This window comes from Bacillus sp. FSL R5-0286, assembly GCF_038593245.1.
In the GTDB taxonomy this organism is placed as follows: Bacteria; Bacillota; Bacilli; order Bacillales; family Bacillaceae; genus Bacillus; species Bacillus altitudinis.
In genome coordinates this window covers 1355274-1367476 of record NZ_CP151977.1, presented here as the reverse complement: position 1 = coordinate 1367476, position 12203 = coordinate 1355274, and the positions used below count along the sequence as shown (strand labels likewise).

Below are 12203 nucleotides of genomic sequence, written 5' to 3'. Positions count from 1 at the left end.
ATTTATGGATATTTTTAAAAACAGAAATTTTGTTCGTCTCTTTTTTGCAGCACTTGCCTCGCAAATGGGGACAACAGTAGGCAATATGGCGTTTGCCTTTTATTTGCTCGACCATTTTAGTCATCAGCCCGCTTACGCCACTTTAGCAGAGTTAATGTATTCACTGCCTACGATCTTTGTCTTTTTTATGGTCGGTGTGGTCGCAGACCGTTTTGATCGTAAAAAAGTCGCAGAGAATTGTGATTGGATACGAGCTGTGCTGACGATCGTTTTATTTATCGTCATTTATTTTAATTCACTGCCGCTTATTTTCTTGATCTTGTTTATACGAAGTGCCATTACGAAGTTCTTCTATCCAGCTGAAGCCTCTCTCGTTCAGGCCATTTTAAATAAAGATCAATATGCAAAAGCTGCTGGTTTAAATCAGATGCTGTTTAGTTTGTTTATGGTATTTGGTGTTGGAATTGGTGCCATTATGTATAAAACGATTGGACTTCACGGTGCCATTACCATTGATTTGGTCAGTTTTATTATTTCTGGTATTCTCATTCGATCATGCAATATTCCAATTGAAGCACGACAGCCTAATGGACAAGCAGGCTGGAAAGGCATGACCGTTAAAACGTCTCTAAAAGATTTTAAAGAAGGCATTCTCTATATTTTAAAAAATAAATTATTGGCTTCTTTAATTTTTGGCTTTTTTGTTTTTGGTCTTGTGAATGGCGCATTTGCCGTTCTTCCGATGTTTACAATGAAATACGGTCTTTCACCGGACCATTTTGAACTGCATACATCCTTTTTTACGATCGCAATCGGTGCCGGACTTCTAGTTGGAAGCTTACTTGGCTCTATTCTTGCGAAAAAGGTAAAGATGCAATATCTCATGTCGATTCCAATTCTAGTTGCAGGTATTTTAATTTTTGTCCTTGGTTCTACCCATACATTATGGTTATTTTATGTCACATCATTTGTCATTGGTACATGTATTGGTCCAGTCAACATTGTCATTGGAGGCTGGCTCCCAAGAATTGTTCATCCTCGTCTGATGGGACGCGTATCAGGGTGGGTTGATCCGCTCACCATGTTTGCACAATCAATGACGCTAGGTTTAATTGCCGTGTTATTTCCAAAGCTCATCACCAATGTTTCTTACATTTATTACGGAATGGGTATTATTATTTTACTCGTCTTCCTTTTTTACTTCATTACACTGCCAAAGTTCAGCAGAGAAGCTGCTGACTTAGATGTACAGCGTGAATTAAAAGGTCAGGGAGTACAATAGATGAAGCAAAAAGGACTTTCTTCTATAGAAAGTCCTCAGGCTGTCGAGAAAATCTCGACAGCTTTATTTTTTTCCTTAAAATTTACATCTCCTCATTTTATAATAGAGAAAAGCCCACTAAAGGAAGGTGTTTTTCTCATGTTCCACACTAGAAATTCTTCTCAGCACGAAGCTGAATTTGTATTGCTAGATCAACTGGTCGAAGAGGATCACCTGCTTCGTAAAATTGATCAGTACATTGATTTTTCATTTATCGTAGATAAAGTAAGACCGTATTATAGCGAGAATAAAGGTCGTCCTTCTCTTGATCCACTTATTTTGTTCAAAATGATGTTTATCGGATACCTGTACGGTATCCGTTCTGAAAGACAACTTGAAAAAGAAATTTACTATAACATGGCGTATAGATGGTTTTTAGGTTTGAACATCAATGATCCCGTTCCTCATCACTCGACCATTAGCTGGAATCGTCGTACTCGATTCAAAGATACAACGATTTTTCAAGACATTTTCGACGAGATTGTGCTTCAAGCTATCAATCATGATATGGTAGGAGGCCGCGTTCTTTTTACTGATTCAACTCATCTTAAAGCCAATGCCAATAAACATAAATATATGAGAAAAACGATTGAACAAGATACCCAGAACTATATAAATGATTTAGAAGAAGCGATCCAAGAAGATCGGGTGGCACACGGAAAAAAGCCCTTAAAGGTAAAAGAGGAGGTGAAAACGGAAAAAGACATTCGTCAAAGTACGACTGATCCTGAAAGTGGCTATCTTTATCGTGAAAACAAACCGGAAGGCTTTTTCTACCTAGACCACCGTACAACGGATATGAAGTACAATATCATCACGGATGCCCACATCACGCCCGGTAATGTCCATGATTCTGTTCCGTATCTTGATCGGTTGGATCACCAAATCGCACGATTTGGTTTTCAAGTAGAAGCTGTTGCCCTTGATTCTGGTTATTTGACGACCCCAATCTGTAAAGGTTTATCAGATCGCCGTATTTTTGGTGTCATCGCACATAGACGCTTTCATCCAACAAGAGGTTTATTTGAGAAGTGGAAATTCAAGTATGACTCTGAACATGATCATTACATATGCCCAAATGGTGAGAAGCTATTATATACAACAACTGATCGAAAGGGTTATCGATTCTACAAATCAGATCCTAAAAAATGTGCATCGTGTTCTTTCCTTGAAAGATGCACAAGGTCGAAAAATCATCAAAAAGTCATCTCAAGACACATATGGGAAGAACATAAAGAAAAGATCAGACAAAATCGTCTATCTGTCTCTGGAAAAGAGCTATATAAAAAAAGAAAAGAAAAAATAGAGCGAAGCTTTGCAGATTCAAAACAACTGCACGGGCTTCGCTACTGCCGGTTGAGGGGAAAACAAAATGTGAGTGAGCAAGTTCTTCTCACAGCTGCCTGTCAGAACATGAAGAAGATTGCCACACATCTAGCGAAGCTAGGTTAGGTGTGTGGGAGGCCTTTTTCAATCAATCTCATCCATCATCATTACGATGAAAATAAAAAAGATTGTAGAAAAACATGAGTTTCTCTACAATCTGAGGACTTTCTTCTATAGAAAGTCCTTTTTTCATGGCAATAACATAAACGACGCTTATTTTTTCTGCTCATCGAAATGAATTGAAGCAAAATGAACGATTCTATCGACTGTATAAATGCTAATAAATAAGATGAGAAAAAGAAGAAAAGGATGAATCGGCTGAACATCTATCACGTACACAATGCCTCCAACGACAAAAGCGACCAATAAAGGCGTTAAAATATCTTTCAATCTAAACCGTCCTTTCTGTTCTCATTGACTTTGATCTTCATATTTTATAACACATTTCCCTTTTTATGAAATAAAAGGAATGTGCATAAAATTGCAACAATTTTAATAAAAAACCTTTACATTATTGGAAGTTTTATAGTAGGATAGTCAGGTTGGAGGTGAGGGGTATGCTAAAAAGCTATTATTTTATTCATACAAAAAATGATCAAGGACAATACGTTGTACATACAGAAGACTGCGCATTTTTAGGTGATGCAGCAAGCCGTACGTTGATTGGTTTACACATGAACAGTGAAAGCGCCATGGATGAAGCCAAAAAAATGACGAGTGAAACTGATTTTAACGGCTGTTTTTACTGTGCTTATTCTAGCCATACGAAATAGTCCATGTTTTTAAGCCATATGTTCGACTTTGATTGTCTTGCATATGGTAAATTTTACACGATGAACCATCTATACATTGATAAACTACCCATTGATTCAAATAGGTAGTTATCTTGTTATGATAGTTCACTTTGTATACATTTCACTACATCCTCTAATGATCGAAAACAAACGATCTTTTAACTTATGCACCCCTACTGCATCTTCTACCAATGCTCAGCCAATTCCTACCACTTGAATATTTAACATAATGGTATGCTTTTCATCTAAAACAGCGAGACATTCATCATAAAAGTGATAGAAAGATGTGTCGACCTCTTCAAATTTCAGCAAGGTTTCAACATTATGATTTTTGGCTATTTTAAATAATAACCATGTAATCTCATTGCTTTTTACAATAAGACTATTTGCAATTTACTAATAAAAACGTATAATTTATACTAAGCACAGGAAGACGAAAGACAAAGGAGAGAAAAAATGGACGATTATGCTCATACTAAAGACATAGAACCTACAGCAGAAAACATCGCAAAAGCCATTTATACTGTTAACCGCCATGCTAAAACCGCACCAAATCCCAAGTTTCTTTATCTTTTGAAAAAACGTGCGCTGCAAAAACTATTGCAAGAAGGTAAAGGAAGAAAAGTGGGCCTACATTTCTCTAACAATCCCAGATATAGTCAACAACAGTCCGACGTGCTGATTGAAATCGGAGATTATTATTTTCATCTGCCACCTACTAAAGAAGACTTCGAATTTTTGCCACACTTAGGAAATTTAAATCAATCATATCGCAATCCGAAAGCGAATATGTCATTAAATCGAGCAAAACAAATACTTCAAACGTATGTCGGTTTAAAAGAAAAACCTGCCGCCACAAAACAAAAATCACATTATACAAAACCCGTCTTCAAACGGCTCGGGGAAAGTTATTTTTAAACAGAAAAAACCACTCAAAGCGAGTGGTTTTTTTCTTTAGATAATAAAATGATCTACTTTTTCAATCAGCTGATGAATTTCTGGTTTACTAATTTGATCATCTGCACCGATGGTTTCCCCTTTATGACGCAGATCGTCCGTAATTAATGAAGAGAAAATGAGAATTGGAATGGACTGTGTTAAAGGATTGTCCTTCAGCAGCTTTGTTAATCGATGTCCATCCATTTTTGGCATTTCTATATCTGTAATAATCATATCAATTTCTTCTGTCACACTAATGCCTTTACTGACAAGATCCATGACATGGTCATATGCTTGTTTCCCATCTTCAAAGGTTACAATGTTTTTATAGCCTGCCTCGGTTAATTCATTTGTTAATAAGCGCATGAGAAGCGGAGAATCTTCAACAACATACAGCTTCTTCCCTGTTCTTCTCTCGTCTTTCTCACCGTCAAACATATGATATGTGTCTACGCCAGATGCGGATTCAATATCATAGATGATTTTTTCGTAATCTGGAAGGAAAATCATTTTCTCGTCAAGCTTGATGATCCCTGTTAAATGACGGTCCATTCCTTGATTGAGTGCAGTTGGTTTTTCAATCTCTTCCCAGCTGACACGGTGAATTTGTGATACCGTTCCTGTATGGAACACAAATTTCCGTTGGTTGAATTCAGTCACAATGTATTTCTCTTGTTCTGACTGATCTGACTCGACATTAAAAAAGGAAAATAGATTGATGACTGGTAAAATCTCGCCTCGTAAACTAATCATCCCTTCTACATCTTGGTGAGAGTGCGGTATAACTGTCACCTCAACTGGCTGAATAATTTCTCTTACTTTCATGACGTTAATGCCGAATTGATTTGAACCAATTTCAAACTTCACAATTTCCAATTCATTAGTACCAGAGTCAAGTAAAATTTCTTGTTTGTTTAAAGCCACGGAAATCCCTCTATTCTTCAATATAAGATTGTACTTTTTATATCGGCAGCATGGGTAAAAAGTTGACGTTTCTTTACGCTTTCTCTCGTACGAATTGATGAATCACAAGTCCTATGGCTGCAAGGATGAGCAAAGACCCTAATGCAAGACGGCTTGCGAGATTCCCATGTGCTGCAAATAGCAGTGTGACGGAGCCATAAATGATGGGACCGACGATTGAAGACACCTTTCCCGAAAACGCAAAGAGACCAAAAAATTGCCCTCGTTTTTCTTTAGGCGTCAGCTCAATAATGAGGATTCGTGATGATCCCCAGCTTGCGCCAAGTGAAATTCCGAATAGACTGCCTGCTACCCAGAAGACCCATTCAGTTGTCGCTGTCACAGCTAGAATGAGCGCCACAATTAAAATGACATACACGACTGTAATCGAGCGCTTTGCCCCGATGGCCTTTGTGACATATCCGAATAGAAACGAGCCAATGATACTTGAAATCGTGGACACAAGATAAAGCAAAATAAATTGACCTGCCGTAAAGCCAATGATAATTTTCGCATAAACAGCCATCATCGCAATCGCTGTCTGCAACGCATCATTCATAAAAAAGAAAGCGATCATAAAAATAAAAGCCGGTTTGTACTGCTTCATCTCTTTAAACGTACGAATAATCTCTTTATACCCGCTGAAAAAAGACGCCTTTTTCTCTTGCTGCGGGAGAGGTTGAGGATCTTTTATAATAAAGAGAAAGGGAAGAAAAAAGAGAAAGAATAAAAGGGCTGTCGGAATAAATGCTTCATGAAACTGGTCATTTCCTACAAGTAAATAAACAGAAAGGCCGACAAGTGTACCTAAATAGCCGACAGCAATACCGAATCCAGAAATGAGGGGGATTTCATCCTTTGTCCCAAGATCGGGCAAAATGGTGTCATAAAAAACAAGACTAGAGTGATAGAAAAATTTGGCGATGACGAACAAGGTAACCACCACCAATAAGGAGACAGGAAGACCAAACCATTCGCTTGAGAAATCAATCCCAGCAAAGATCCCCATCATAAAGGTACAGGCAATACAAATCAGGGTAAACACCGTGATATACCGCTTCTTTTTCCCTGTACGATCAATCAGCACACCGTATAAAGGCGTAAAAATGACGAGGAAAAAGCTTGCAAGTGCGTTCGCATAAGAAATAAATGTACTGGCGATTTGATCCATCCTCGCACTGTCGCCTATCGTCTCCTGCAAGTAAAATGGGAAGAAAATGGTGATCATATTCGATGAAAATATCGTATTTGCAAAATCATACAATGCCCAGGCCAAAACAGGTGCGGTGAAAAAGAGCCCGAAGCTTGCCCCTTTTTTCTGAACGGTCATTTTCCCTCTTTTCAATAGATTGACTCCCTTCTCTGCTTTTATTTTCACTATCATTCTACTTTATGTGACGTTTCCCTCTTCCATACAAGCAATCTATACAAAAAGCACCCCTTACTATTTAGCAGAGGTGCTTCTTTTCATTATTTCTTTACGACAATGGTACTTGCAATCAAATCGTGAAGTGCTTGTTTTTTTTCTGTGAAAAACGCAATGATGTAGCCAATACATAAGATTGGAGACAAAAAGCCTTTTGCAAAAAAGCGGCCTGTCGCGCGCCCGAATGTTATTTTTCCACCCGTTACTTTTGTCACTTTGATTCCAAGAGCCATTTTACCAAGAGTTCCTTGCAGCTTTGATGATTCCATGATCGCATAATACAGCCAAGTCACCGCGATACCGACTAAAATCGTTACGCCATAGAAAAAGATAAAGCCCATTATGACTGCCCATTCTTCATCCGTGATCACCGTTGAAGAATAGTAATAGCTATCATCATACATTAAAAATGCCGCCTCAGGGCTTGAGACAAAAAAGAGTGTTGCGAGAATAAATACAATGAATGAAAATGGTACACTAATAATGACACCGTCTAAAAGATGAGCAAGAAAACGATAACCTACACCAGCTAGTTCAGGATGTTTTTCTTCTTGAATAGGTGCTTCTGACATGTTTGTTTCCATCCTATTTCTCCTTTATTATGTATGTTTTCTATAAATTTCTTATAATCATTCGTTATTATATCTTATGAATATCGCAAGATCAATGGAGCTTTACATTTTTACATGAATTTTAGATCATTTTTCAATGATGATTTATGTGAATAAATACTGAAAATTCACAGAAATTATGGCACATCTAGTTCTTTCAACGCCTGATTTTTTAACATTTTGTGATATTTTTGTCTCATTTCGATTCTTCTGTTGACAATCACGTTTCACATGGTACAATAGTCAAGGATTTTTTAAAGAAAGGTGTTCATGATGGGAACTGTCGTACTATTAAAGAACAACGAAATGACTGTGATTGAAGATATTTGCGAAGCTGATTTTTTAGATATGAAACATGGTTTATCTAATGAAGATGCTGCTTATATCTCTTGGTATGAAGATTACGATACTGCTTATGGATATTGATTTCATTTCATAGATGAAGCGTAAAAAAAGGCGATACAACCTTCAAAGAGGTGGTATCGCCTTTTTACGTTTGTGTGCTTCTTTCACTTTCAGGTTCTACATGAATAAAGATTTGTGCATGCGGAAACGCCTGCTGAATGTTCTCTTCAATTCGATCACATAATTGATGAACATCTTCAATGGTTGTTTTTCCATGAACAATCAAATGGAAGTCAATATATTCTTCAGCACCGGATCGTCTTGTTCGAAAGTCATGATATTCAATGAATTCTTGACTGAATGTTTGAATGATGGCCTCTATCGCTTGTTCTTCTTCCGGGGTTAACCGGGCGTCGACAAGCGGCGGGAAGGCTTCCTTCATGAGTTTAAACGCTTCACGCATAATATAGAGCGCTAGCACCATTCCAATAATCGGATCGAGGAAATACCAGTCCGTTAATGCAACAAGCAATAAACTAATGGCAACCCCTAGTGACGTAAACACATCTGTTAAAAGATGCAGTGCATTCGATTTCATGGCAACAGAATGTACTCGCTCTGCCTCTTTGTTCACAACTCTCGACACAAAAAAATTGATAAGTGCCCCGATCAGCATGACCACAATACCAAGTACCGGCAGTTTAACAGGCTCAGGATGCATTAATTTATGAACACACTCATAAATGATCCAAATCCCAGCAACAAAAATTAACAAAGTTTCAATCGTTCCAGAAATATTCTCAACTTTCCCATGTCCATAAGGATGTTTTGAATCTGCCGGCTTTCTTGAAATACGAACAGAGATAAATGCAATAAAAGAGGCCATTAAATCGAGAAAAGAGTGAATGGCTTCTGATAAAACCGCAACAGATCCAGTTAACACCCCTACAATGATTTTAAGGACCACAACAAACGTATTACTCATGACGGATAAAAAGGCTATTTTCGATGTCTTTGCTGATTGATCCATCTATTATCGTCCTCCTTCAGGAGATCGTATGCCTGTGAAAGCAATTCCCATGACTTGATTCTCTCGTTCTTTCAGTTTATACCGTTTTGCCTTATTCTAATCATCTTAAGCAGAGCTGTATTTTCCGAGCAGGTTACGCTATAATAAATGTTGCTCTTTCTTCATATATCACTCATGCTGTGATGGATAGGAGAATAGACTACATATAACGATATCCGAAGCCTTTCCGCAGGTGACATTTATGCAGTGAATGGTAAAATAGGATAAAAACATAAATTTTTAAGGTGATGAGAAATGGAGCATTTGCTGAATCCAAGAGTAAAGGATATTGAAATTTCAGGCATTCGAACATTTTCAAATCTCGTATCTTCATATGAGGATGTCGTTTCATTGACCATAGGTCAGCCCGATTTTTATACGCCGCATCATGTCAAAACAGCTGCCAAAACAGCCATTGACGAGAATTTCACCTCGTATACTCATAATGCTGGATTTTTAGAGCTAAGACAAGCGATCCAGCAGTACATCAAAAAGAAAGTCCATCTTGATTATGATGCAGAGACAGAAATCATTGTGACAACAGGTGCGAGTCAAGCAATTGATGCTGCGTTTCGAACCATTTTGACTGAAGGCGATGAGGTCATCCTGCCCGGCCCTGTGTACCCTGGCTATGAACCGATCATTCGGATGTGCGGTGCGGTGCCTGTGCATATCGACACAACAAATGCCGGTTTTAAATTAAACGCCAAGCTGATTGAAGATGCATTAACGGAAAAGACAAAGTGTGTTGTCCTTCCATACCCTTCAAATCCAACTGGGGTCACGCTATTAGAAGAAGAATTGAAAGAAATTGCACAGCTTCTTGAAGGAAAGGATATTTTTATTCTATCTGATGAAATTTATAGTGAGCTGACATTTGATCGTCCGCATCATTCCATTGCTTCTTTCTTAAAGGAACAGACGATTGTCATTAATGGACTGTCAAAATCTCATAGCATGACCGGATGGAGAATCGGCTTTTTATTTGCTTCCGCTCCTATTGCTAAACATGTATTAAAAGTACATCAATATAACGTGTCTTGTGCCTCGGCTATCTCACAAAAGGCGGCACTTGAAGCAGTGACAAATGGTGTGGATGATGCACTGATCATGAGAGAGCAATATAAGAAAAGACTCGACTATGTATATGATCGACTCATTTCTATGGGGCTTCCGGTCATTAAGCCTTCCGGCGCTTTTTATATTTTCCCTTCCATTGAATCGTTTGGGATGAGTTCATTTGATTTTTGCATGGAGTTGTTAGAAAGTACAAGACTTGCGGTCGTACCTGGTTCTGCTTTCTCTTCACTCGGAGAAGGATATGTGCGCCTTTCCTATGCATATTCACTTGAAACGTTAAAAGAAGGACTTGACCGTCTCGAACAATTTGTTCTTGAAAAGCGTTCCATACAATCAATAGACGGATGAAACAACGGCTCTCTTGCCGTTGTTTTTATTTTGCGGGAAACATGATGTGAAACACAGTCCCTTTCTCTGGATCGCTATCTACCCGGATGGTTCCGTTGTGATTTTCTAGAATATTAAATGTCACCATGAGCCCAAGCCCTGTTCCCTTTTCTTTTGTCGTTAAAAAAGGTTCGCCGATCCGCTTCATGACCGATTCAGGAATACCAATTCCTTCATCTCTAATCGTGACAAGTATCCCTTCTTTTTCGGCTTTGGCGGTAATGTCTACCTTCCCTCCGTCCGGCATGGATTCGACGGCATTTTTGATTAAATTGATAAACACCTGCTTCAGCTGGTTTTGATCCCCATTCATCAGGAGATCCTCCTCGATATCACTTGTGTTCATCAAAATTCCATTTAAGTTGGCCTGTGTTTCTAGCAGAGCGGTGACTTCGCTAATGATTTTTTTCAAATCAAGCGTCTGCATAGATGCTGTTTGCTGCGGCTTCGCAAGCATTAGTAGCTCACTTAAGATGATTTCAATCCGGCTCAGCTCAGAGAAGACAATTTCAAAATATTGATCACGGTCTTTTGTTTTTGGTTTAATGAGCTGTAAAAAGCCCTTAATCGCCGTCAGTGGATTCCTTATTTCATGTGCAATGCCTGCTGCCAATTGACCTGCGATTGATAATTTTTCAGAGCGCAGCATGAGTTCTTCTGTCTGTTTTCGTTCAGATATATCTCTTAAAATAATTTGAACGGCTGTTTCACCAAAAAATGTGGTAGGGATACACACCATTTCTGTATAAATCAACCGGTGTTTAAACGTATGGCAGCTCATCGTCACAATCTCAGAATCTGATGCTCTTTCGATTATACGTGATAAGCTCTTTTTGACTTTTTGCTGATCACATGAATGGATTTGATGAAAGATATCTTTTCCGATTAATTTATCGTAATGTTCGGCTTCAAATAATTTAATACCTGATTCATTCATAAATACCCATTTATGATCGTGGATGACGGCAATGGTATCAATAGAATTTTGGATAAGCAGCTGATACCGCTCTCTACTTTTTTGAAGAACGGTTTGAAATTTTTTACGGGAAGAGATGTCCACTAATAGTAAAAGTTCTGCCCGTTGATTTTGATAAATTGCCGGAGATGACTTCACCTCAATATGAATCATGCTCCCGTCTTTCCTTTTCCATATTTGTTCAATCATTCCGACTGGAAGGCCTTGCTGCAGTCTTTTGATTCGGCTTCTCACAATGTCATGGTACTCCTCGGCAATAAAATCAAACGCAGACTTGCCGATCATTTCATCTTTTGTACATACACCCATTAATTGCAGCATCGCATCGTTGGCATACACAATTTTCCCAAGCGCCGTAATACATAACGGATTTGGCAGCATGGCAATCAGATTTTCAGCTTCACTGACATCTTGGAAAGCCGGTAGACTGCCTAACGGCTGTTCTGACACTTCTGTTGGTTGAAATGCTGCTTTTTGAGGCTCTGTATTCATTACCCTCATTTTCAGGATCATTTCTCTACTTAAATCGTTGTCTAACCCATCACAAGCTACAAAATCAATGCTTGCTTCTACCCATACAGCTGTAAGATCACTTCTAAGCAGTCTAAAGTGGCAAATCTCTAGCATGTGCTGATTATAGAAATAACTTTCGACGAGAAATTGATCTTCGGTATGAACAAAGTCTTTCAAAAAACACCCTAGTAAATCCTTTTGTTCATAGAGCAAAAGCTGCTTACAATTGGAAGAAATGTAGAGAAAGCGGCCATTAGAAGAAAGAACGGCATGTAAATCAATATTCGAGTACAGCTGATTCGAATCTTTCATTTTTTGTTCCATCGTCGTCCGACCCTCCTTTAATTTTTTTAGGGTTGTCCTTAGTTTGATGTATAAAAAGGATTCGCTAGA

The 12203-nt window shown here is 38.4% G+C and carries 12 protein-coding genes; 6 read left to right on the top strand and 6 right to left on the bottom strand.

Annotation, left to right across the window (positions count from 1 at the left end; genetic code table 11):
* Positions 1-4: 4 nt before the first annotated feature.
* A complete protein-coding gene (locus tag NST24_RS06905) occupies positions 5-1282 on the top strand; it encodes an MFS transporter (protein ID WP_234879695.1) in 1278 nt (425 codons plus the stop codon).
* Positions 1283-1420: 138 nt separating this feature from the next.
* Positions 1421-2773, top strand: coding sequence for an IS1182 family transposase (locus tag NST24_RS06900; protein WP_096880954.1), 1353 nt, complete (start codon positions 1421-1423; stop codon positions 2771-2773).
* Between the two features lie 147 nt (positions 2774-2920).
* On the opposite strand, the gene NST24_RS06895 is transcribed toward NST24_RS06900, so the two are convergent.
* Positions 2921-3097: a hypothetical protein gene (locus tag NST24_RS06895; protein ID WP_340959700.1), complete on the bottom strand. Its 177-nt coding sequence runs from the start codon at positions 3095-3097 to the stop codon at positions 2921-2923.
* A gap of 167 nt (positions 3098-3264) precedes the next feature.
* Here NST24_RS06895 and NST24_RS06890 point away from each other — a divergent pair, with 167 nt between their 5' ends.
* Positions 3265-3480, top strand: a complete 216-nt coding sequence (locus NST24_RS06890; RefSeq protein WP_008348016.1) for a hypothetical protein — start codon at positions 3265-3267, stop codon at positions 3478-3480.
* A 477-nt stretch (positions 3481-3957) separates the two neighbouring features.
* On the top strand, positions 3958-4419 hold the full coding sequence (locus tag NST24_RS06885; protein ID WP_007498684.1) for a YkyB family protein: 462 nt from the start codon (positions 3958-3960) through the stop codon (positions 4417-4419).
* Between the two features lie 36 nt (positions 4420-4455).
* On the opposite strand, the gene NST24_RS06880 is transcribed toward NST24_RS06885, so the two are convergent.
* The 3 genes from NST24_RS06880 to NST24_RS06870 form a co-directional block, all read right to left on the bottom strand.
* Complete coding sequence (locus NST24_RS06880) at positions 4456-5364, bottom strand: chemotaxis protein (RefSeq protein WP_024719666.1); 909 nt, start codon at positions 5362-5364, stop codon at positions 4456-4458.
* A 73-nt stretch (positions 5365-5437) separates the two neighbouring features.
* Positions 5438-6748, bottom strand: coding sequence for an MFS transporter (locus NST24_RS06875; protein ID WP_007498688.1), 1311 nt, complete (start codon positions 6746-6748; stop codon positions 5438-5440).
* Between the two features lie 125 nt (positions 6749-6873).
* The gene (locus tag NST24_RS06870) at positions 6874-7413 is read right to left on the bottom strand and encodes an RDD family protein (RefSeq protein WP_045035146.1); all 540 of its coding nucleotides are present in this window, start codon (positions 7411-7413) and stop codon (positions 6874-6876) included.
* Between the two features lie 300 nt (positions 7414-7713).
* Here NST24_RS06870 and NST24_RS06865 point away from each other — a divergent pair, with 300 nt between their 5' ends.
* Positions 7714-7866, top strand: coding sequence for a hypothetical protein (locus NST24_RS06865; protein ID WP_017367142.1), 153 nt, complete (start codon positions 7714-7716; stop codon positions 7864-7866).
* 64 nt (positions 7867-7930) lie between these two features.
* On the opposite strand, the gene NST24_RS06860 is transcribed toward NST24_RS06865, so the two are convergent.
* Positions 7931-8815: a cation diffusion facilitator family transporter gene (locus tag NST24_RS06860; RefSeq protein ID WP_342462477.1), complete on the bottom strand. Its 885-nt coding sequence runs from the start codon at positions 8813-8815 to the stop codon at positions 7931-7933.
* Between the two features lie 294 nt (positions 8816-9109).
* Here NST24_RS06860 and NST24_RS06855 point away from each other — a divergent pair, with 294 nt between their 5' ends.
* Positions 9110-10282 (top strand): aminotransferase A, encoded by a 1173-nt coding sequence (locus NST24_RS06855; RefSeq protein ID WP_007498694.1) that lies wholly within the window; start codon positions 9110-9112, stop codon positions 10280-10282.
* A gap of 25 nt (positions 10283-10307) precedes the next feature.
* On the opposite strand, the gene NST24_RS06850 is transcribed toward NST24_RS06855, so the two are convergent.
* Complete coding sequence (locus NST24_RS06850; protein ID WP_342462476.1) at positions 10308-12134, bottom strand: PAS domain S-box protein; 1827 nt, start codon at positions 12132-12134, stop codon at positions 10308-10310.
* Positions 12135-12203: the final 69 nt, after the last annotated feature.

Bases quoted from the DNA above. Each gene is read 5' to 3' on its own strand.
- NST24_RS06850 (WP_342462476.1), bottom strand. From the start codon at position 12,134: ATGGAACAAAAAATGAAAGATTCGAATCAGCTGTACTCGAATATTGAT.
- NST24_RS06905 (WP_234879695.1), top strand. From the start codon at position 5: ATGGATATTTTTAAAAACAGAAATTTTGTTCGTCTCTTTTTTGCAGCA.
- NST24_RS06865 (WP_017367142.1), top strand. From the start codon at position 7,714: ATGGGAACTGTCGTACTATTAAAGAACAACGAAATGACTGTGATTGAA.
- NST24_RS06890 (WP_008348016.1), top strand. From the start codon at position 3,265: ATGCTAAAAAGCTATTATTTTATTCATACAAAAAATGATCAAGGACAA.
- NST24_RS06855 (WP_007498694.1), top strand. From the start codon at position 9,110: ATGGAGCATTTGCTGAATCCAAGAGTAAAGGATATTGAAATTTCAGGC.
- NST24_RS06860 (WP_342462477.1), bottom strand. From the start codon at position 8,815: ATGGATCAATCAGCAAAGACATCGAAAATAGCCTTTTTATCCGTCATG.
- NST24_RS06870 (WP_045035146.1), bottom strand. From the start codon at position 7,413: ATGGAAACAAACATGTCAGAAGCACCTATTCAAGAAGAAAAACATCCT.
- NST24_RS06900 (WP_096880954.1), top strand. From the start codon at position 1,421: ATGTTCCACACTAGAAATTCTTCTCAGCACGAAGCTGAATTTGTATTG.
- NST24_RS06885 (WP_007498684.1), top strand. From the start codon at position 3,958: ATGGACGATTATGCTCATACTAAAGACATAGAACCTACAGCAGAAAAC.